The 20,131-nt window shown below is 40.8% G+C and carries 19 protein-coding genes, 1 pseudogene and 1 riboswitch; of the genes and pseudogenes, 6 read left to right on the top strand and 14 right to left on the bottom strand.

Annotated features, from left to right (window positions below):
* The first annotated feature begins 51 nt into the window (after positions 1 to 51).
* From HMPREF2867_RS01175 to HMPREF2867_RS01160, 4 genes are read left to right on the top strand one after another with little or no spacing between them, the layout of a single operon-like run.
* On the top strand, positions 52 to 831 hold the full coding sequence (locus HMPREF2867_RS01175) for an SDR family NAD(P)-dependent oxidoreductase (protein WP_070575195.1): 780 nt from the start codon (positions 52 to 54) through the stop codon (positions 829 to 831).
* Positions 828 to 1,970, top strand: coding sequence for a glycosyltransferase (locus HMPREF2867_RS01170; protein WP_070575192.1), 1,143 nt, complete (start codon positions 828 to 830; stop codon positions 1,968 to 1,970). The genes HMPREF2867_RS01175 and HMPREF2867_RS01170 overlap by 4 nt, the downstream gene beginning before the upstream one ends.
* Positions 1,963 to 2,610: a hypothetical protein gene (locus tag HMPREF2867_RS01165; protein WP_070575189.1), complete on the top strand. Its 648-nt coding sequence runs from the start codon at positions 1,963 to 1,965 to the stop codon at positions 2,608 to 2,610. Before HMPREF2867_RS01170 ends, HMPREF2867_RS01165 begins: the two co-directional genes overlap by 8 nt.
* Positions 2,579 to 3,862, top strand: coding sequence for a glycosyltransferase (locus HMPREF2867_RS01160; RefSeq protein ID WP_070575185.1), 1,284 nt, complete (start codon positions 2,579 to 2,581; stop codon positions 3,860 to 3,862). Before HMPREF2867_RS01165 ends, HMPREF2867_RS01160 begins: the two co-directional genes overlap by 32 nt.
* Positions 3,863 to 3,954: 92 nt before the next feature.
* On the opposite strand, the gene HMPREF2867_RS01155 is transcribed toward HMPREF2867_RS01160, so the two are convergent.
* The 14 genes and pseudogenes from HMPREF2867_RS01155 to HMPREF2867_RS01090 all read right to left on the bottom strand — a co-directional run bounded on the left by HMPREF2867_RS01155 (position 3,955) and on the right by HMPREF2867_RS01090 (position 17,772).
* On the bottom strand, positions 3,955 to 4,440 hold the full coding sequence (locus HMPREF2867_RS01155; protein WP_070575182.1) for a hypothetical protein: 486 nt from the start codon (positions 4,438 to 4,440) through the stop codon (positions 3,955 to 3,957).
* A gap of 3 nt (positions 4,441 to 4,443) precedes the next feature.
* Positions 4,444 to 5,799, bottom strand: coding sequence for a J domain-containing protein (locus HMPREF2867_RS01150; RefSeq protein WP_070575181.1), 1,356 nt, complete (start codon positions 5,797 to 5,799; stop codon positions 4,444 to 4,446).
* A 10-nt stretch (positions 5,800 to 5,809) separates the two neighbouring features.
* Entirely contained in the window at positions 5,810 to 7,579 is a 1,770-nt protein-coding gene (locus HMPREF2867_RS01145) for an Hsp70 family protein (protein WP_070575178.1), read from the bottom strand.
* A 349-nt stretch (positions 7,580 to 7,928) separates the two neighbouring features.
* Positions 7,929 to 8,864, bottom strand: a complete 936-nt coding sequence (locus HMPREF2867_RS01140) for a bile acid:sodium symporter family protein (RefSeq protein ID WP_070575176.1) — start codon at positions 8,862 to 8,864, stop codon at positions 7,929 to 7,931.
* A 142-nt stretch (positions 8,865 to 9,006) separates the two neighbouring features.
* Positions 9,007 to 9,456, bottom strand: a complete 450-nt coding sequence (locus HMPREF2867_RS01135) for a cytidine deaminase family protein (RefSeq protein WP_070575173.1) — start codon at positions 9,454 to 9,456, stop codon at positions 9,007 to 9,009.
* A gap of 10 nt (positions 9,457 to 9,466) precedes the next feature.
* Complete coding sequence (locus HMPREF2867_RS01130) at positions 9,467 to 10,204, bottom strand: ABC transporter permease (RefSeq protein WP_070575168.1); 738 nt, start codon at positions 10,202 to 10,204, stop codon at positions 9,467 to 9,469.
* A pseudogene (locus HMPREF2867_RS01125) lies at positions 10,201 to 11,081 on the bottom strand (ABC transporter ATP-binding protein). The gene HMPREF2867_RS01130 and the pseudogene HMPREF2867_RS01125 overlap by 4 nt, the downstream one beginning before the upstream one ends.
* A gap of 70 nt (positions 11,082 to 11,151) precedes the next feature.
* Complete coding sequence (locus HMPREF2867_RS01120) at positions 11,152 to 11,829, bottom strand: hypothetical protein (RefSeq protein WP_070575165.1); 678 nt, start codon at positions 11,827 to 11,829, stop codon at positions 11,152 to 11,154.
* A 136-nt stretch (positions 11,830 to 11,965) separates the two neighbouring features.
* Entirely contained in the window at positions 11,966 to 12,631 is a 666-nt protein-coding gene (locus HMPREF2867_RS01115) for a hypothetical protein (protein WP_070575162.1), read from the bottom strand.
* A gap of 12 nt (positions 12,632 to 12,643) precedes the next feature.
* The gene (locus HMPREF2867_RS01110; protein ID WP_004182309.1) at positions 12,644 to 13,138 is read right to left on the bottom strand and encodes a YkgJ family cysteine cluster protein; all 495 of its coding nucleotides are present in this window, start codon (positions 13,136 to 13,138) and stop codon (positions 12,644 to 12,646) included.
* An 84-nt stretch (positions 13,139 to 13,222) separates the two neighbouring features.
* A complete protein-coding gene (locus HMPREF2867_RS01105) occupies positions 13,223 to 15,223 on the bottom strand; it encodes an ABC transporter permease (protein ID WP_070575159.1) in 2,001 nt (666 codons plus the stop codon).
* Between the two features lies 1 nt (position 15,224).
* Positions 15,225 to 15,983, bottom strand: coding sequence for an ABC transporter ATP-binding protein (locus HMPREF2867_RS01100; RefSeq protein WP_070575156.1), 759 nt, complete (start codon positions 15,981 to 15,983; stop codon positions 15,225 to 15,227).
* Positions 15,984 to 16,127: 144 nt separating this feature from the next.
* On the bottom strand, positions 16,128 to 17,102 hold the full coding sequence (locus tag HMPREF2867_RS01095; RefSeq protein WP_371106464.1) for a sensor histidine kinase: 975 nt from the start codon (positions 17,100 to 17,102) through the stop codon (positions 16,128 to 16,130).
* Positions 17,092 to 17,772 carry a response regulator transcription factor gene (locus tag HMPREF2867_RS01090; protein WP_070575153.1) on the bottom strand — a complete coding sequence of 227 codons (681 nt, stop codon included), beginning with the start codon at positions 17,770 to 17,772 and terminating at the stop codon, positions 17,092 to 17,094. Before HMPREF2867_RS01090 ends, HMPREF2867_RS01095 begins: the two co-directional genes overlap by 11 nt.
* 206 nt (positions 17,773 to 17,978) lie before the next feature.
* Positions 17,979 to 18,074, top strand: a riboswitch (purine riboswitch).
* 148 nt (positions 18,075 to 18,222) lie between these two features.
* Here HMPREF2867_RS01090 and HMPREF2867_RS01085 point away from each other — a divergent pair.
* Together HMPREF2867_RS01085 and HMPREF2867_RS01080 are read left to right on the top strand one after the other, a co-directional pair.
* On the top strand, positions 18,223 to 18,804 hold the full coding sequence (locus HMPREF2867_RS01085) for a xanthine phosphoribosyltransferase (protein ID WP_004182304.1): 582 nt from the start codon (positions 18,223 to 18,225) through the stop codon (positions 18,802 to 18,804).
* A complete protein-coding gene (locus HMPREF2867_RS01080) occupies positions 18,804 to 20,072 on the top strand; it encodes a nucleobase:cation symporter-2 family protein (RefSeq protein ID WP_002891246.1) in 1,269 nt (422 codons plus the stop codon). Before HMPREF2867_RS01085 ends, HMPREF2867_RS01080 begins: the two co-directional genes overlap by 1 nt.
* Positions 20,073 to 20,131 lie beyond the last annotated feature (59 nt).

Genomic DNA, 20,131 nt, shown 5'->3' with positions numbered 1-20,131 from the left:
AGGAATTGAGAGGTGGTTTTCTGTCTCAGTAAAATCTGATAAACTAGAGTTATGCAAACAACAGACTCATTTAGTAAGGCAATTATTTTGGGAGCTACAGGAGGAATTGGACGTCACCTAGCAACTGAACTGGCAAAACATCTTGATTTTCTGGTTCTAGTAGGCCGAAATCCAGACAAATTAGTCCAACTGCAAAATGAATTAGCTGGAAGCAAGGCACAACTTTCAATTAAGGTTTTAAATCTGTGTGATAAGGAAGCACTGGAGAATTTTGGAAAGGCATTAGATGCTGACCTTCTGGTCAATTGTGCAGGACTAGCTAGCTTCTCCATAGGAAGTGATTTAGCCACAGAAAAGGAACAAGAGCTCTGGCAGGTAAACTACCATGCTCCAGTCCAGCTAATGAAATTGCTAGTGCAGAAAAATCGGAAAATCCGGCTAGTCCAACTTTCTTCACTGGCAGCTCTTTTTCCTCATCCCTATTTGGCCGCATACAGTGCCAGTAAGGCTGCTCTGCAAACTTACGTTCTAGCCCTCCATGAGGAACTAAAAAATGCAGATTCTCAGGTCCGAATTGCACTTTACCTTCTTGGACCAGTCCAAACGCCCATTTTCTCTCAAAAACTAGTTGATGCTCTAGGAGGTAGTCGTTTGCAGATGAAGCCTGAGAAAGTCGCTCAGCAGTTGATTCGATTCATAGAAAGGGGTACTTCCTATGCTGTTATCGGCCTTCGCTATCGCTTGCTCGTTTTGCTAGGTCGTCTGCTTCCCCAAAGATGGATTATTCGTCTCCTTGCAAGGTATTTACGAAAGGGACTTATTAATAGATGAAATTTATATTTATATTTTTAGGCGTTGCTTATCTTCTCTTATTTCTCATCCGTTGGTTGTTGTCCTTCATTTATTATAAAAAAGGCCAGTCTCATATTGCGGACTTCCCAGAAGAGCTTTTTACAGTGGTCCAACCCATCCTCTCTGGGGATCCTCGTTTAGAGAGTGATTTGCGGGCCAATCTCCAGCAAACAAAAGTAGTTGAGTTTTACTGGTTAATTGACCAGTCTGACACAGAAGCTCAGCATGTAGCGAACAAAATTTGCCAAGATGAGTCATTTGCCCAACGTATCCGAATCTTTCTCATTGAAGACGTCCCTCAGGGAATTAATCCCAAGAGTTACAAGATTGAGCAGGTTGTAGAGGAGCTGACCCGGCCTTATCTGATTGTTTTGGACGATGATAGTGTGATTGATTTTTCTAAAATGGGTGAGCTGACTACCTATCTAGGTCAAGAGGTCATTCTGACAGGTATTCCCTATAACCAAGAAAGAAGTAATTTCTGGTCCAAGCTGGTCGCAGCATTCGTTAATGGCAATTCCTTTATTACCTATTTTACCATGGCAGAAGTTGAAGCGAATCACTCCATTAATGGGATGTTTTATATCCTACCGGTAGAACTTGCAAAAGATCAGGGGCTCTTCACAGCGATTAAGGACTATCTGTGTGATGATTTAGCTGTGGCCGATTTTTTAAGGAGTAAAGGAGTATCCATTATCCAAACGCGGGTTACCTGTAATGTTCGAACGACTATCAAGGATGCCAAGCAATATTTGCTCCAGATGAAGCGGTGGCTTCTCTTTAGCTCCATCTATCTCAAAGAACACCTGGACTGGAAGCTGTTTAGCCTCATAGGTTTACCTAGTTTTCTGCCTCTCCCAGGTTTGATCTTAAGTCTTATTTTAGGTTGGCCTTATCTTCTTCTATCCTTAAGCTTACTGGTATTCAAGGCAGTTTGGATGCTCCTCTATCGACAAAGCATTCTAACCAATCGCTTACACTTGGATGAAGTCACCTACGAAGTGCTGAATGATCTCCTGCTTCCTTGGCTGTTTGTCTATGTTCTAATGACACCTCCTGTGATTAATTGGCGGGGGCGGAAGATTCGAGTGACGGATGGAAAGATTCGTTATGAGTAAGATGAAGTCCTATCTAGACCGTTTGTCTGCTTTGTCTCCTGATCAGACCATGCTAGACTCTGATTGCTTGGTTCTCTTTCTTAGTGGGAGCAGTGATATTACTTGTGCCGGGCTGACAGCTGGGCAACTAGACCTCCTCCATGCAATTTGTCCATCTGGCTATTCAGTGGTAGCCAGTAATTTTCCCTTCAATCAAGATTTTGAACATATAAAGTCTCCACAAGTATCCCTCTTGTCAGCTTCTGCATCCAATATCATCTACTATTGGCATACGATTTTGAACCTTCGTTTCCAAAAGTTGTTACAGGAGCACTTGTCTCCCTTGTTGGAAGCTCAGGAAGTAGTTCTTGTTTGTAAGAGTTCAGGTGTCAATATGCTGACCCAGTGGCTCAGAAGTTTAGGGAATCAGGTCACCCTTCCAAGATTGCGCGTGATAGCGCTTGGCCCAGTTTCCCATCTTCTCTTAAATCAAAAAGAACTAGAGCTACTGGTCATCAAAGGAAAGAAAGATCCTTATTCACGTATTCTGGATCGCCATTCAGCGGATATTCAAGTGGATACGGATCATTATAACTATGAATACAGAGAAGATGTGAAAGGAATCATCTATGACTGGATTAGAAAAAGTGATAAAAATTGATGTGATTAGCGTTCCCTTTAGTGGCCATTTATTTCCAACCTTGACCCTGGTGAAACCCTTGCTGGAGGATCCGCGTTTTCAGATCCGTGTTATTACAGGTTTTCAGAAAAAGGCATTGGTTGAGCAGATTGGTTTTGACTGCCTTGCCTTGTTTCCTGATCGTCCGACGGTGATGGAAGATATAGCCAATACATCAAAGCAAGCAAATCTATTTATCATGTATCAACAATTAATGGCCAATAGCAGACTGGTCCCTGAAGTTTTCGACGAAATAAATCGAATTTGGGACTCTGAGGGGAGCCCTGACTTGGTTATTGCAGATTTTGTAGCAGCTCCTGCTGGTATGTTAGCAGATCGTTTGGGAATCCCCTGGATTACGACCATTCCAAGTCCAGTAGCTATTGAGAGTCGCACGACCACTCCTGCTTATTTAGGAGGGTGGAAACCCCATCAGGGAATCCTCTACAAATGTAGAGATGCACTGGGTCGACAGATTATCCGCATGGCAAAAAGAATTGGCTTTGCACTTGTTAAAAGAAATCTTAAAAATTCACAAGATTTCAAACTTTATAGAGAGGATGGTACAGAAACCATCTATTCTCCTTATTCAATTCTGGCTCTGGGAATAAAAGAGTTGGAGTTTAGAGATGATTTTCCACCCCATCTTAAGTGGGTTGGTTATCGCTGTCTTTCTTTTGACAAACTCCCCAAGGAACAAGAACAGTATTTCACGACCTCTAAAAAACGCGTGTTAGTGACTTGCGGCACCCATTTAAAATGGGAAAAAGAAAGAATGGTGAAATTGGCCCAAATACTAAGTCAAGAATATCCTGACTATCATTTTTATGTCACACTAGGTAACCCAAGTGGTTTGCAAAATCCGCCACATCATCTAAATAACAATCTTTTACTTTTTGATTATCTGCCCTACACAGACATTCTAGATAAAATGGACTTTGTGATACATCACGCTGGTTCCGGTATTCTAATGGGATGCATCGAACAAGGCATTCCTAGCCTTATTCTTCCTCAAGATTTTGATCAGTTTGACAACGCCTTACGAGCTGAGTTAGCCCAGGTAGGACTTGTCTCTCGAAAAAAAACAGAGTCTGAAGTCTTAGATTTATTCCAAGCATTAATTTCTCAAAAAGATTGGTCTAAATTACATTCTCTAACTCAGATAAGCAAAGCCTATCAACCTACAGAAATACTTTATCAAGAGATTGAAAGACTCTTAAACATAGATAAATAATCTTATTAACAAAAACTTAGGTCCTCTCCTAAGTTTTTTTTGTAAATTTTAGTCAGTATAAAAAGCCAACCCAAGGGTCAGCTTCTTACTGTCTAATATCGATCAGCGAGTTCGTAATAAGTGCGGACAACACGTCCTTTGTAATGCACTCTGACTTTCCGTAGCCAAAGGCTATCACCTTTTTCAAGAATATTAAAGTTAGATTGGCTGACGAAAAAGTTACGTTTAGTGTCACCAACCTTAACCACTAGGAAATGATTAGCCCTTGTTCTTGGTGCTTTAGCAATTCTCTTTCCAATGATGACGCCAACAACCTTAGACCAATCCTCGCTATAATAACCCATTTTGGTTAAGACAAAGAGGAGAAATCTATCTGTTAAAATCCAGATAATAGCGATAAGCCCAAGCAAAAAAACGATAAAGATTCCCGTCACCAAGCCTAGACTACCACTTTCACGCCCACTTTCAAACCAGAGATGTAAGCCTTTCTGATTTCCAAAATACAAGAGAGCTAGGAAAATACCTGTAAGGAGGAGAGCGAAGACTCTTTCACTATTTCTTAAAATAAAATCTTTCATGTCCTACTCCTTCTCTACCGTAGTGTAGCTTCCATTTTCACTCTTGATAGCAATATCTGATGACATGGCAACTGTTAAAGTAATTGGACCACGGACCTGGCCGTCACTATCTCTGAGTTCCCAATTGCTACCGTCGTTACTTGTAGCCAAACCCTTGTCTTCTTGTCCATTTTCATAAACTGGCAGGACATAAACCTCTGTCACCCCCGGTAGTTCTTGGCGCTGCCCTGTCGAGCTGTCTTCGATCACAAAGGTGGAACTAGCTTGGTCATAGACCACTTTCTTGGTATCAGAAATAGGCTTATCTGATTTTTTAGCCAAATCAGATATGGCTGAAGCTGCCTTATCTACCGTTCCCTGTGAGACCAGTTCATTTCCTGTAAGCCCTGTAATGACTTGTATCTTCTTAGGTTGCGATTTCAGCATTTCTCGGGTGAAAAAGCCATTGGCGAGGAAAAAGATACCACATACCATAATGAGAAAATAGACAACAATAATCTTTTGCCCTGTTCGGGTGGGCTCGGTCACTTCCGTCACCTCACGTAGCGGACGTCCCTGCCAAACATCTTGCTTATATTTCTTATCCAAGAGGTCACAAAGGTAGGCCTCCAACAATGTGAAATCAAACTCCTTGGCTAACGTTTCAAGCCCTTCCAAGGTCTCATATTTCAGACCGCCTCTTTCGAGTATAGCTCCTATAGTCTTAGTCAAACGATAGGCAAAATCCTGATCATCCAACCAGCCCAAACCAGAGCACTGATTGATATAACCTTTGAGTTTAGAAATAGTCAGAGGATTGCAAAGAAAATACTCCTCAACAACTTGAAGAAAACTATCCTGATCCTTAATAGCTAAATCTTCTCTAAGAACAGAGTCCTCGCTAGTCCTTGAATAAGGCTCACTATGATTGAACGTTTCATGAATATCAGATAAGGCTAACTCATCCAACTGTTCCTGTTCTTCCTCAGAGATCACCTGCTGAAAGTCATGTTCTGTCACTTGCTTATCTTCGACTTCTTCCGTCGCAGAAGCCGTAAGCTCAAGTTCTTCAAAACTTTCTTGATTTTGACTAGACTTACTAGCATCTGCAGCTTGTTTAAAGGAAGCTTCTAGCTGAGAGGCAGATACCAGACCGACCACGCTGCCATCGGCCTGTTTATGGCCTATGACGGCATCCATATCCTCATTTTCAGAATGCGATTTTTGCCAGGCAAGGGCCTCTTGATAAGCCTTTTGCAGGCGTTGGAAATTTTCAGGGTCATCCTCAGGGTGATAGACCTTACTCTGTTTGGCATAGGCTCTCTTGATGTCTTTAAGATTATTGGTTGGTTGAATGCCCAAAATCGACCAAAAATTCATGCGTCACCTCCTATCTCCAGAAATTAGGGTCATCAGACCTATCAAAGGGCTCACCATTCTCCTCATGGTCGTCTTTTTCTTGACGGAAAATATCCAAATCATCTAGTGACATGATATTTTCAATGCTATCAAGATAAGCTTGATAGCGTTTCACGATTTCTTTTCGCTTCTTGATATTGTTAATAGCCAGCTGATAGCCTTTTTCAAAATCTTCCATTTGCCACAAAAAATGTAATTGCATCTTATAAGGCATTTCCATAATTAAACGATAGGCCCGCTCAGTCTGCGTTTTAAAGTCGGCCTCAAAGGACAATTGATCAGAGACAAGCTTGATATTCTCCAGATGCTCACTCTTGTCAACCTCTTCGATTTTACTTTGACTACCGATACGATACGTTTTAGTCTCGCCTGTTGACCCCAGTTTAACCTCTATATAGAGCATGGAATTAATATCGTAAGTAAAGGTGGTCTCAAAAAACTCTGTCTTAGTCGCAGTCCCAGGAACATCGATAATAAACTCATCCAAAAAAAGATTTGCCTCAGGATCGAGCGATTCTCCCTGATAAATCATAAAGCGACATTGTTTCTGTCCCCGGCTGGCATAATAATATTTGCTGGCTGAGATCGGAAGGACAGACAACTTATTAATAACCTTTGAAAAGATATTTTTATCAAAGTCAGAGTCATAGGCACTGATTCCCAATGAGAAAGGACAAATATCAGTAATCACCAAATCTTTGACCTTTTCCTGACGCTCTTTGACAGCTAAATAAGTCCCCAAACCACGCGCAACCAACTCATCCATATCCTTCAAACGCTTAATAGGAAGATTGAGAAGATTCATGATATAGGATTGAACCAAAGGCATCATGCTAGACCCACCGACCAAGATAAAGGCATCTAGCTCATGAGCCCTGTAGCCGCTATCACTCACCGCTCTACCAATGACTTTCTTAACACGGTCAAGAACAGGTTGAATAATGGACTTAAGCTCAGCTTGAGTGTATTGTTTCATGTAATATTGGTCATCGTAGGTCAAGGATACTGCAGCCAGTTTTTCCTTTTGTAGCTTGAGTTTGCAACGTTCTGCAGACAAGAGGAGACTAGACTTTTGCTTGGTATCTAGCTTCTCCAAATCAATCCCTTGAGACTGACAAAAATCTTCAGCGATAGCCTTATCAAAGTCGCTACCACCCAAGAAATTATCACCTGCAATGGAAACGATTGAAATCACATTATCAAAACAATCAACCACAGAAACATCAAGCGTTCCTCCTCCAAAGTCGAAGACGATGAAAGATTCGTCTTTGCCAATCTTGTGACAAGCAATGGCTGCCGCAGAAGGCTCGTTAATCAATCGTTCCACCTTAATGCCCAATCGTTGTCCAATAGCCTTGGTCGCTGAACGTTGCTTTTCATTAAAATAAGCCGGCACACTAATGAGCACCTCATCTACTTTTTCACCTAAGTAACTCTCCGCATCAGCTACTAATTGTTTAACCACCAAAGTTGACAAATCAGTTGCCGAGAAAGCTTCTCCATCAAGGTAAAAGATTTCATTGGTTCCCATTGAACGTTTAAAGAGTTGAGCCGTATTCTCAGGATCAGTCACTAAGCGTTCCTTCGCAATTTTTCCAACCGTCAAGACATCGTCAGACACATGGACCACGCTAGGCGTCAAATATTCTCCAAAACCATTTGGAATAAGCTCAACCTCACCTTCACGATAGGTAACCGCTAGACTATTAGTCGTCCCCAAATCAATACCAATTGTTGCCATAACATTCTCCTAAACTGCTTTTGTCTTTCCATTATAACATAGTCAAAAATGTCCTTTTCAAGAAAGTAAGTAAACTATTTCAAATGCGCCATGAACTAAGAAAGTCAGCAAAGAATGACAGATGATTCTCTTTGAGAACGAAGTGAGTATAACTGAGACTTTCCGCTGTGATACCCCCCTGAAGAACTTAAACTTCAGGGGTTCAGAAGTTTCGAGACCTTAGACTCGAAACTTAGGCATGGAACTTCTTTGATGTTTGCTGATGTCCGTCATCACCTAGAGAAAGTCTCACAAAATATTCTTTTTCAAAAAATAAAAGCCGACTCAAGGTCAGCTTTTCATTATCTTATTAATTATTTTTTGAATGGTTCTTCCACCATGATGAGAGGATGGAACCTGAGATATTGTGCCAAATACTAAAGATAGTTGATGGGATAGCAGCTTGTGGCACGAAATATTTCATGGCAAGGGTTGCTCCAAGACTTGAGTCTTGCATCCCCACTTCGAAGGTAATGGCTTTTTGTTGTGGTTCTTCCAAACCAAGGATTTTTGAAAATCCAAAACCAAGGGCATAACCACAAAGATTGTGGAGCATAACGGCTGGAATGACAAGGGCTGTCGCTGCTGTGAAAATATTGGCATGGTTGGCAGAAACAACTGCTCCAACGATCAAGAGGATGGCAGCTTGAGAAATCAAAGGCATAATCTTGATGATGGCATCGATTTTCTTACCAAAGATTGAGTGAACGAGCACACCCAAGATAATAGGGACAACCACGATACGCAAGGTACTAAGGAAGAGGCTTTGGGCAGGGACACTCACGTACTGACCAGCCAAGAATGACAAGAGGGTTGGAATCATGAGTGGTGCCAAGAGAGTTGAGAGGGTTTCAATAGAGACATCCAAGGCAACATCCCCACCTGAAAGGAAGGCCATAACACTCGATGAAGTCCCACTTGGACAAGAGCCAACAAGGATAACCCCTGCTGCTGTCGCACCTTTCAGATGGAAAATCATACAAAGTAACCAAGCCAAACCAGGCATGATGACATAGTGGGCAACAGTCCCAAGAACAACTGGAATTGGACGCTTAGCAATACGTTTAAAATCTTCAGTTGTCAAGGTAAGCCCCATACCAAAGAGAATCAAACCAAGCAGATAAGCCGTATTGGGAATGACCCAACTACTAGTTGCAGGAAGGGCGTAGTTAAAGGCCGCCCAGAGGATAACAGCTACAGTAAACCATTTGCTGAGCCATTTACTAAAAGATACAAGTGACTCCATAATGAAACCTTCTTTCTATTTTCACGACATAGTATAGCACTTTCATTTTGAATTTCAAGATAAATTTCGAATTTTCTGAAATTAATTTCAAAAAATAAATCCTCACACTTAACATGCGAGGATTTTGTGATTTCTATTAACTTTAAGCCTTGTCTTGCGACTTTTCTTCAAATTGTTGAGCCCGTTCTTCTCCCCACCATAGTGGCAATAATTCGCCCAAAGTAATGGTTTGACGTGTGTCGTAGTCAACCATAAACTCCAAGTTACGATTGTCAGGATGGAGTTCCATTAGAAATTCTCGACAAACCCCACAAGGCATACCAGACGGTCCACCATGAGGTGGCTGGTCACGAAAGGCGATAATTCGCTTAACCTTAGTTTGACCAGTTTCTTGATACATATTGAAAAGGGCAGCCCTTTCAGCACATAGGTGGAAAACACCACAAGTTCCTTCCATACAAAAGCCTGTGAAAATTTGCCCATCTTCAGACTCAACAGCAGCCACAACGTGTCTAGCATAGACAAAGTCTGAGACTTCCTGTGGCTGATACAAGCCTTGAGCCTTTTCATACATTTTCTGCCAAATATCCATTATTTCTCCTTTAACCTCGATCACTTTCTCTATGAGACTTGATAAAGAGGGCAAGCCCTGTTGCTACAACAGTATAAGCCAAAATAAACAAAAGTGACTTCCATGAAAATTTCCCGTCCTTTGCAAAATTAACAACTAACTCATTGACATGATAGACAGGCGTCCACTCAGAGATGCTCTGAACCCACTTAGGGAACATGGAAATAGGAACCCATGAACCACTCACTATAGGCAAGACAAGGTAAATAATATTTGCCACAAGAGACATGAATTGTTGAGATTTAATCTGAGCGATAAGTAAACCAAAAGCTAGAAAGAGTAGACCGGACAAAAGTAAGAGAGCACCTGACCCTACCCATCTAAAGAATGGCATCTCTACATCTCGGAAAAAGGCACCTACACAAAAGGTCACAATGATGGCAACCATAAAGTTTAGAAGCACACGAAAGATTTTAGAAAGATAATAAGCTGCAATACTAACCTTTGAGTGCTCGATATAGGTCAACCAGTGTTCAATTCGGTCCTCTTGCAACATATAGGGAAAGGTAAACAAACCAAAACTAGACATGGAGAAGCCAGTCATGGTCAGCATATAAGACAGCAAAAACTCTTTTTGAGCTTCTGGAGTAGGTGCTGAGAAGATACTAGAAAAAAGGAGGAAAAATCCGACAGGTATCCCGATTCCCATGATAAAGACTGGCCAACTTCGCCACGTTTTAATCCACTCAATTTTTAGTAATGCTTTCATGCCTTGTCCTCCCTTGTTGAATCAAATAGGCTATCCAAGAGTGTTTTATTTTGAATTTCAATATCAGAAATTCCACAGCCTGCTTTCTCAAGACTTTGCCATACCTTTTCGATATCTTTGGTCATGAAGCTAATGACATCCCTCTTTTCAGTAATTTCATAGATGTCTGATAGTCCGTGAACAATGTTCACAAAGCTACTTGGCAGAGTGACCTGCTTCTCCTTCTCTTCGTGTCGCATAGCGTATGGCGTGGTATCTCTGATGAGTTTTCCCTGATGGAGAACTAAGATACGGTCAGCTGTATGCTCTACTTCTTCAATATAGTGGGAAGAATAGAGGATGGTTGTCCCAGCTTTTTTCAAGTCATTGACAATCTCCCAGAAACGCTGACGAGTAGAGGTATCCATACCCGCTGTCGGTTCATCCAAGAAGAGGATTTTAGGTTTATCAATCAAACAAAGGACAAAAGCCAGAAGACGTCTTTGCCCACCTGAGAGTTTGTCCGCAAACTGCTGGTACTGGTCTTCCTTAAATTGCAGGAGTTCTTGAACTTCTTGATTGGTCAAGGGGTTATCAGAAATTGCTTGAAAGAAGGCAATCAACTCACTGACTTTCAAACTATTGGGAATGGTATTTTCTTGAAGGAGAACAGCGATTTGATTTTTGGCCTTACTTGCCTTTCCTTCAATGAGGACCTGACCACTGCTCGGTTTTTTATCACCAAGAATACAGGACATCAAGACAGTCTTACCCGCCCCATTAGGTCCAATCAAGGCTACACAATCGCCCTGGTTTATCTCAAAACTAATATCCTCTAAAATGGTCTTTCCCTTGATGCGTTTCCAAGGGATGTGACTTGAATAACCATTTCACTCATACGTTTGATTTCCTTTCTTTTGTATAGGAACCATGCTAATTGACAATAGAGCTGATATCATTGGACTCCCTTAATACTCCACTTCCAACTCCGTACAGAAGAGACTTCCGCTCAGATGAAGTCTCGTTTCAACTTGCTCGATATCAGATTCAAATCGATCCACCTTTACAGATGATAGGGGATGTGAGATTCCAGTGGTGTCCATGACACAAGCATGAGGAAGTCGAATATGAACTTCACCAAACTTAGCATCAAGATGAACTGCTACCTGACTTGATGCAAATTTGGCCTGACTCAAATCCAACCAAAGCTCACCAAAAGCTAGATTCATATCAACTGTTTCAACTTCTTGAGAATAGATACGATACCTATCCTCAGCCATATAGGTCTTAACAGAAATATGAGGTCCTTCTTGGTCGTTCTTATTAACCTTATAGTCTTTAGTGAGACCCTTCTTTTGACTATTGCCATAAAAAAGCTCTAAAGCCAAGCCAATGAGAAAAATACCGCTAAAGAGATTCCACTGTGCAAAATCGAGGTTTAACAAGTCATGAACATAGGGTGATAAGAAGGCCAAACCAAGAAAAATGAGGAGTGGTCGCCTATTCAAGATACCAAAACAAAAGAAAGCTACGAAGAAAACCAGATTATAATTGACCATGATCCAAAAATCTGGAATAAAGGCACTGGCGATAAAACAAGCTGCTAGTAAAAGCAACAAGAAGGCCCGAGCATTAAACCGTTTCATAAGGAGACTCCTTTCTAAAGAAATGATTGCAATTTTCCAATTATTTTCACTATCAGTATAGCACTATTTGTAAACGTATTCAATGTTATATTAAAAGGATTTGCAAAAAAAAAGAGCTTTCGCCCTTTCATCATTTTCAATGTTTGACAGTTACTTGTCCAAAGGTTACAGAGCCTGTTAGAGAAACTGTCGTTCTTGATAACTCTCGATCTCCTAGACTATCGTAGCCTTTCACTCCTGCTAAGCTTGTATGAAGCCCGTGTGTATCTACTTGCCAATCCTTAGGTACTCGAATGATGACCTGAGAAAAATTTGCCTGAACCACAATCTGAGGTCGGTCCGTCATAAACTGAGCCTGACGCAAATCTAAAGTTAAACGTCCAAAATCGGCATTGGCATAGACCGTTTCGAGATTTTGAGAAGTCACCACCTGAACAGACTCTGAAAATAAGCTCTTAGCGAAAATCTCTCGCTCATGTTCTTTAGACACCTTGTAAGAGAAGTTCTTCTTATAACTTGGCTTGCTCAAACGGTCCACCGCAATTCCCAAGATAAGAATTCCTACAAAGAGAGTCCATTCCGAATAGTCCAATCTAAAGAGGTCATGGATATAGGTCGACAGAAAAGCCATCCCCAAGAAAAAGAGAAATCTCCCCTTAGATTGCCAGCTCAAAAGCACAAAAAGCAAGGCCAAAATCAACTTATAATTAAAGGCCAAATAAAGATCTGGAATAAAGGCTGTCGCGATAAAATAGGTAGCAATGATAAGTAGGGTGATAACACCTGCATTAAAGCGTTTCATAACAAGTCCTTTCTAAATCCTGTCCTTGAGTTTTTCCACAAAAAGGTAGGCTGCTGGACAGAAAAGCGTATTTTTGATAGTCAGATGATTAATCTGATAGATTTTCTTACGATCCGTGTGAGGAAAGGCTGCACAAGCCTTGGGGCGGACATCATAGATGTCACAGAGATTATCAGGTCCCAAAAATGGACAAGGCATAGACTTGAAGACCTTGTCACCATCCTCATCTACTTGCAAGTACATCTCCTCGAATGCAGGTAACTTCATGCGAAAATGCTTGGCAATACGAGTAATGTCCTGCTCTGTAAAGTCTGGGCCTAGCGTCTTACAACAATTGGCACACTGGACACAATCAATCTCCTGAAAAACTTCATTGTGTACCTGCTGAACAATCTTATCTAAATTTTTAGGGGCCTTCTTCTTGAGTTGTGCTAGAAATTTACGGTGCTCCCCCTGCTTTTGACGTGCCAATTCCTCGTAACGTTTGACATCAATGGTCTGTGACATGTGTTTTCTCCGATGATTTATAATTCTCTCAACTATTATAACATAAAAAAATAGAGCCTAGTTTGAAGCTAGACTCTAGGTCAGTTACATTGATACGATTCTACGATATGAACGTGAAGTAAGGGCAAAAACCAAGACATAGGCTAGGAAGAATACGCCACAAACAATGATAGTAACCACTAACATAAGACTTGGATTAAGAACTCCAATGATACGCACAATCAAACTGATCATATGATAGGCAAAGGCCAAGTGAATAAAGGCAAAAATCAAGGGGAGGAAGAAGACAGTAAGGACTTGCTTTCCAATGGTTTGCTTGACTTGGAGGTCGTCCAAGCCAATCTTTTGAAGAATAACAAAGCGCTCACGATCCTCATAACCCTCGGAAATCTGTTTATAGTAAATCACGAGAACTGTGCCAAGCATGAAGATGATGGATAGGAAGATGCCGATAAAGAAGGTTCCACCAACAAAGCCATTTACCATGCCTTCTGCATCATATCGACTATTTGCAGTGAAGTAAGACTTAGGGAGGCCAGTAGTTTGTCCAGCTAACTGTTGTGTTTCTTTATCCGTGATTTTGTCTAACAAATCTGAATTTTTCTTGGCATCATGTGAAGGGTCTTTGACATTAACACCAACATAGGTAGCTTGGGTGGTTGCTGTTCCTTTGATACTTTCTTGAAAATCATCCATATCAGGAACAACAAGGTAGCTATAATCAGAAACTATGATTGTGAAGAGGTTGGGTACTTTACCTTTAAGAAAGTCATTAAGGCTATCATGGATCTGGTAGGTTTGACTGTTGACAGACAAACTCTTTTGATCTTTTAATGTTTTATTTTTAGTAAATAAGCCAACTTGATTCGAAGTCAGATTGAGGTCTTTACCTGTTAATTGTTTATAAGTAGATTGTGAGAAGACAAGAAAAATTGACTTTGGTAGAACTTTTCTTTCATTCTCAGAAAAGATGGTTAGCTTGTTTTTTTCTTGTTCTTTGATACCAAAGTAGAGGTAACTTGCTTCCACTTTTCTATTTACCTGATTTCCCGTCTGTACTAAGAAATCATCTATAGCTCTCCGTGTACTTGTTAAATCTACATTCGTCCCTGTAACTGAGTAATCATGCGGAGCAGAACTCGCCAGATAGTCTTTTTTTCCAGCATAAATACTTGCAGCACCTACAAGTGTCACCAAAACCATACTTGAGAGGATGGCAATGGTCGCTAGCCCAACTGCATTTTTTTTCATCCGAAAGACAAGGTTGGAAATGGAAATCATATTATTGGGCTTGTAATAGTAGCTCTTCTTCTTTTTCAAGAGTTGCAGAACAACTGTTGTCCCGGCATTAAAGAGAAGGTAAGTCCCTAGAATGACCAGTAGAACAGCTAGGAAAAAACTCATAATAGCCGTTACTGGATTCTGAACAGAGAGAGCAAGATAGTAACCATACCCCATAGCACCAAGTCCCAAAAGGGTTTGAATAACTAGAAAACGTCCCTTTTTTTCACCCTTAAGGCCATCTTTAGTTAATTGTAAAGGATTAAGCCGTAGCAATCGGAAACCATTTACCAAAACCAACAAACCAAAAATACAAGCAAAGATGACAAGAACAATAGGAATTGTCATTACTTGAAAGGTCGAGACTAAACCAGTACTTTCACCGATAAGCCTTTGAAGAAAAGCATAAATGAGTTTATCAAAAAGTGCCCCCACACCTATACCTAGTAGCAAAGTCACAAAACTCATAATCACTGTTTCTTTTAGAATCATACTAAAGAGGTGACGCTTCTCTAAGCCTAGCACACTATAGAGACCAAGCTCCCTTGAACGATTTTTCATAACAAAGCTATTGGCATAAAGAACAATAATTCCAGAGGATAGGGCAACAATTCCAAGTCCCATCCCCAAAACCATCTTGATAGCATCTGCCCCAGTCAAGTCATCCAGATGAGGATTAAGCGTTAAAGATGTAAAGATATAGGTAATGGCAATAGCCAGAATAGTTGCTAAAGCAAAAGGATAATAAAGCTTACGATTTTTTATGAGATTGGACAAAGCCAGTCTATTGGTTAGACGAAACATATTAGTTCACCTCACTTGCCATTGCAGTTAGTGTATCGGAAATTTCCTGGAACATTTGATGTTCAGACTTATCCCCTTTGAAGATTTGATTATAAAGAATACCATCCTTGATAAACAAAACACGCTGCGCTCGACTGGCGGCCGCTGTCGAGTGAGTTACCATGAGAATGGTCTGACCGCTGGCATTAATAGCATCAAAGACATCTAATAGCGCCGCTGAAGATTTGGAATCCAAGGCACCTGTTGGCTCATCTGCTAAGAGTATTTCTGGTTTTGTGATGATTGCACGCGCAACCGCAACCCTTTGCTTTTGGCCACCTGAAATTTCATAAGGGTACTTCTCCAGTAAGGAATGAATTCCCAGTTGACGACTGATTGCCTCTACTTGTGTCATCATTTGCTTAAGTGGGCGACGAGAAAGAACCAAAGGTAGCAGGATATTATCTTTAACTGATAGGGTATCTAAAAGATTGAAATCCTGGAAAACAAACCCTAATCTTTCACGACGGAAGCTAGAAGCATCCTTGTTTTTGATGGTTGCTGTGTCCATACCATTCAGATAGACACGCCCTGCTGTTGGTTTATCAAGCATGGCAAGAATGTTGAGCAGGGTTGATTTTCCTGAGCCAGACTCACCCATGATTGCAACATACTCACCCTTTTCAACCGTAAAATGGATATCTTTAAGGGCTTCAACTTGATTTCCTTTGAAACGTGTTTTATAAACTTTTTTAACATGTTGAACATCTAGTAATGTCATAATAAGCTCCTTTATTTAATAGATTTGGAAGAGATTTTAGGAACCTCTTACTTAACTTCTGATACCATTTTATAGAAAAAGCAAGGTCTCAACCATAACCCTTGCTTTCATTTCTAGCCTTATTTCTTACACTTTTGTAAGCTATTAATCAATAGCCAACTTCTGCTTTTGAAAATGAATGGAAACTGTGGTTCCTTGACCTACTTGGGAGCTAATACTAATATCATGTCCAAGCTGATCAGCAATTTTCTTAGAAAGATAGAGTCCCAGTCCAGACGACTGCTGAGTCAAGCGACCATTGTAACCTGAAAAGCCACGCTCAAAGACACGTAGAATATCACTATTTTTAATACCAATCCCAGAATCTTTAAGATAAAGTCTATTATCTTTAAAGTAAATGTCAATACCGCCAGTCTTTGTGTACTTCAAACTGTTTGACAAGACCTGCTCAATGATGACTAAGAGCCATTTTTCATCTGAAATAATCTTAACATCCAGGTCATCTAGGTTAATAGTCAACCCTTTTTGAATAAAGAAAATGCTATGCTTTTTAACAACTTCTTTAACCAAAGGGTCTAATGCAACCTGCCTCAACTGCAAATCATCATGAAAGTTTTCCAAACGTAAATACTGCAAGACCAGATTGGTGTAGGCATCAATCTTGAAGACCTCTTGCTCCAAGAGAGCCCTCGTTTTACTATCTGTAACATCCCCTAACAATAATTGACTGGCTGCTATTGGCGTCTTGATTTGATGCACCCAAAGAGTATAGTAGTCCATCAAATCTGTATAGCGCTTGCGCTCCTCCTCAGTCTGAACCATTTGACTCTCCTTAGCATTTTCCAAGGCCTGAGCTAGATAAAACTCTAAAGGACTTGATGGTGTCATTTTCTCATAGAGATAGGCTAAGTTATAAGACTGATAAGAGCTAACCAAGTCCCAAATAACTATGATGATAGCCACAAATGTCAGTATGGTCAAGGCATAATGAAGAATATCTGCTGCCTCTTCAAATAAAAAGGCAAACAAAACCAAGATGATTCCATTAAAAATAAACAAAAGATAGAAAGGTAGACGAGACCTAATCTGATATTTGATAAATTGACGCTTATCCATCATGACGCAACCCGTAACCGACACCTTTCTTGGTTTCAATAAAATCCTTCAAACCAACTGCCTCTAACTTCTTACGTAAACGTGCCACATTGACAGACAGGGTATTATCATCAATAAAGAAGTCACTGTTCCAAAGCTCCTTCATAAGGTCTTCCCGACTAACGATATTTCCAGCATGGTCGAAGAGAACTTGTAAAATCTGAAACTCGTTCTTGGTCAAAGAAACGACTTCTCCCTGATAAACCAGATCCATGGCCTTAAGGTTCATAATCACACCCATATATTCCAAAAGACTCTGATCCTTTCCAAACTCATAAGATCGGCGCAAAAGCCCTTGAATTTTTGCCAAGAGAACATTTTGGTCAAAGGGTTTAGTCACAAAATCGTCCCCACCCATATTGATTGCCATAACGATATCCATGGCCTGATCCCTGGAAGACAAGAACATAATAGGCACCTTGGAGACCTTACGAATTTCCTGACACCAATGATAACCATTAAATAGAGGTAAACCAATGTCCATAAGAACCAAGTGGGGCTCTACTTTTACAAAAAAAGATAATACTTCCATGAAATCTTCAACAAGAACAACTTCGTAACCCCACTGTTCTAGCATTTTTTTGACTTGTTGACGGATAACCTCGTCGTCCTCCACTAATAAAATCTTATGCATAACTCAACCTCTTTCATTTCCCACTATTATAACAATAAATACCCCAAGAAACGACCATTCTCAGCAAATCTTACAATAATGTTAGATTAAATTTTCCAACTTTTAAAATAGTGCGTTTTCATAGGAAAAATCCTTTGAGTCTTCAAAGAAAATATAGTATTATAATAGAGTTGATGTTGGTTTATCATCAACCAACGACAGCTTCATCGAACAATGAGAAGATTACTTATTTATGTCACGAATTGGCGTGACGTTTCTACAAGGTGCCGTAACACCTAACAATAAGTAAGTCATAAAGTCATCAAAAGATTTTACCGTCTTTTTATGATTTTAAAGGCTTGCTTTGCAGGCCTTTTTCTGTTATTCGATTGTTTTGATCTTTGTCAGAGTCTCAATGGAATCTGAGAAAATCAAAATACACTTAAGTTTTATTTTTTTATAGGAGGTAATATGAAATTACTGGAAGACCGCATTCTCAAAGATGGGAATGTCCTTGGGGAGAACATCCTCAAAGTTGACTCTTTCCTTACTCACCAAGTGGACTTTGATCTCATGCGTGAGATTGGAAAGGTCTTTGCTGAAAAGTTCAAGGATGCAGGCATCACCAAGGTGGTGACTATCGAGGCATCTGGTATTGCTCCAGCCCTCTATGCTGCTGAAGCTTTGGATGTCCCTATGATCTTTGCTAAGAAGGCTAAAAATATCACCATGAATGAAGGGATCCTCACTGCTGAGGTTTACTCCTTCACTAAGCAGGTGACTAGCACTGTCTCTATCGCAAGCAAGTTCCTCACTCCTGAAGATAAGGTTCTCATCGTTGATGACTTCCTAGCTAACGGCCAAGCTGCCAAAGGCTTGATTCAAATCATCGAAGAAGCTGGCGCACACGTCGAAGCGGTCGGTATCGTTATTGAGAAATCTTTCCAAGATGGTCGTGCCCTTCTGGAAGAAGCTGGCTACCCAGTTGTTTCACTTGCTCGTTTGGATCGTTTTGAAAATGGTCAGGTCGTATTTAAGGAGGCAGACATCTAATGCAAAACAAAGAGAAACATTCGCAGGCGGCGGTCCTAGGACTGCAACACCTACTTGCCATGTACTCGGGATCAATCCTGGTTCCAATCATGATTGCTGGAGCCTTAGGGTATTCAGCTCATGAATTAACCTACTTGATTTCAACCGACATTTTCATGTGTGGTGTAGCAACCTTCCTCCAACTTCAACTTAATAAATACTTCGGTATCGGTCTTCCAGTTGTTCTTGGGGTTGCCTTCCAGTCAGTAGCACCACTTATTATGATTGGTGAGAAACACGGTAGCGGTGCTATGTTTGGTGCCCTTATCGTTTCAGGGATTTATGTTATCCTCGTTTCTGGCGTCTTTTCAAAAGTGGCCAATCTCTTCCCTTCTATCGTTACGGGATCTGTCATCACTACTATTGGTTTGACCCTCATCCCTGTGGCTATCGGAAATATGGGGAACAACGTTGATAAACCAACTGGTCAAAGCCTCTTCCTTGCAGCTATCACCGTTCTCATCATCCTTTTGATTAATATTTTCACTAAAGGATTTATCAAATCCATCTCAATCTTGATTGGTTTGATTGTCGGTACTGCTATCGCAGCAAGCATGGGCTTGGTTGACTTCTCACCAGTGGCTGCGGCACCTATTGTCCACGTGCCAACACCATTCTACTTCGGAATGCCTAAGTTTGAGTTGTCATCAATCATCATGATGTGTATTATCGCTACAGTGTCTATGGTTGAATCAACTGGGGTTTACTTGGCCCTCTCTGATATTACCAAAGAACCACTCGATAGCACTCGCCTTCGTAACGGTTACCGCGCTGAAGGTTTGGCTGTTCTCCTTGGTGGACTCTTCAACACCTTCCCATACACTGGTTTTTCACAAAACGTTGGTCTTGTGAAATTGTCAGGTATCAAGACTCGCTTGCCAATCTACTATGCAGCTGGTTTCCTTGTTCTTCTTGGACTCCTTCCTAAGTTTGGTGCCTTAGCGCAAATCATCCCAAGCCCAGTCCTTGGTGGCGCTATGCTTGTCATGTTCGGTTTTGTTTCTATCCAAGGTATGCAAATCTTGGCACGTGTTGATTTCGCCAACAACGAACACAACTTCTTGATTGCTGCGGTATCAATCGCTGCAGGGGTTGGTCTTAACGGCAGCAACCTCTTCAACAGCCTACCAAATGCTTTCCAAATGTTCTTCTCAAACGGTATCGTGGTCGCAAGCTTGCTTGCCATTGTCCTCAATGCCATTTTGAACCATAACAAAAAAGAAAAATAAAAACGAATAAACTCCCCTTATAGATTTTGAACTGCACCCCAAAAGTTAGACAGAAAAAA

The sequence above is a fragment of the Streptococcus sp. HMSC064H09 genome, assembly GCF_001812625.1.
Lineage (GTDB): Bacteria > Bacillota > Bacilli > Lactobacillales > Streptococcaceae > Streptococcus.
This window is presented reverse-complemented; position numbering and strand designations above follow the sequence as displayed.

What these genes read in the sequence shown, in the direction of transcription:
- HMPREF2867_RS01105 (WP_070575159.1), bottom strand. Translation starts at nt 15,223, where the DNA reads ATGTTTCGTCTAACCAATAGACTGGCTTTGTCCAATCTCATAAAAAAT.
- HMPREF2867_RS01110 (WP_004182309.1), bottom strand. Translation starts at nt 13,138, where the DNA reads ATGTCACAGACCATTGATGTCAAACGTTACGAGGAATTGGCACGTCAA.
- HMPREF2867_RS01090 (WP_070575153.1), bottom strand. Translation starts at nt 17,772, where the DNA reads ATGCATAAGATTTTATTAGTGGAGGACGACGAGGTTATCCGTCAACAA.
- HMPREF2867_RS01130 (WP_070575168.1), bottom strand. Translation starts at nt 10,204, where the DNA reads ATGAAAGCATTACTAAAAATTGAGTGGATTAAAACGTGGCGAAGTTGG.
- HMPREF2867_RS01115 (WP_070575162.1), bottom strand. Translation starts at nt 12,631, where the DNA reads ATGAAACGCTTTAATGCAGGTGTTATCACCCTACTTATCATTGCTACC.
- HMPREF2867_RS01140 (WP_070575176.1), bottom strand. Translation starts at nt 8,864, where the DNA reads ATGGAGTCACTTGTATCTTTTAGTAAATGGCTCAGCAAATGGTTTACT.
- HMPREF2867_RS01145 (WP_070575178.1), bottom strand. Translation starts at nt 7,579, where the DNA reads ATGGCAACAATTGGTATTGATTTGGGGACGACTAATAGTCTAGCGGTT.
- HMPREF2867_RS01155 (WP_070575182.1), bottom strand. Translation starts at nt 4,440, where the DNA reads ATGAAAGATTTTATTTTAAGAAATAGTGAAAGAGTCTTCGCTCTCCTC.
- HMPREF2867_RS01085 (WP_004182304.1), top strand. Translation starts at nt 18,223, where the DNA reads ATGAAATTACTGGAAGACCGCATTCTCAAAGATGGGAATGTCCTTGGG.
- HMPREF2867_RS01100 (WP_070575156.1), bottom strand. Translation starts at nt 15,983, where the DNA reads ATGACATTACTAGATGTTCAACATGTTAAAAAAGTTTATAAAACACGT.
- HMPREF2867_RS01160 (WP_070575185.1), top strand. Translation starts at nt 2,579, where the DNA reads ATGACTGGATTAGAAAAAGTGATAAAAATTGATGTGATTAGCGTTCCC.
- HMPREF2867_RS01120 (WP_070575165.1), bottom strand. Translation starts at nt 11,829, where the DNA reads ATGAAACGGTTTAATGCTCGGGCCTTCTTGTTGCTTTTACTAGCAGCT.
- HMPREF2867_RS01170 (WP_070575192.1), top strand. Translation starts at nt 828, where the DNA reads ATGAAATTTATATTTATATTTTTAGGCGTTGCTTATCTTCTCTTATTT.
- HMPREF2867_RS01135 (WP_070575173.1), bottom strand. Translation starts at nt 9,456, where the DNA reads ATGGATATTTGGCAGAAAATGTATGAAAAGGCTCAAGGCTTGTATCAG.
- HMPREF2867_RS01095 (WP_371106464.1), bottom strand. Translation starts at nt 17,102, where the DNA reads ATGATGGATAAGCGTCAATTTATCAAATATCAGATTAGGTCTCGTCTA.
- HMPREF2867_RS01175 (WP_070575195.1), top strand. Translation starts at nt 52, where the DNA reads ATGCAAACAACAGACTCATTTAGTAAGGCAATTATTTTGGGAGCTACA.
- HMPREF2867_RS01165 (WP_070575189.1), top strand. Translation starts at nt 1,963, where the DNA reads ATGAGTAAGATGAAGTCCTATCTAGACCGTTTGTCTGCTTTGTCTCCT.
- HMPREF2867_RS01150 (WP_070575181.1), bottom strand. Translation starts at nt 5,799, where the DNA reads ATGAATTTTTGGTCGATTTTGGGCATTCAACCAACCAATAATCTTAAA.
- HMPREF2867_RS01080 (WP_002891246.1), top strand. Translation starts at nt 18,804, where the DNA reads ATGCAAAACAAAGAGAAACATTCGCAGGCGGCGGTCCTAGGACTGCAA.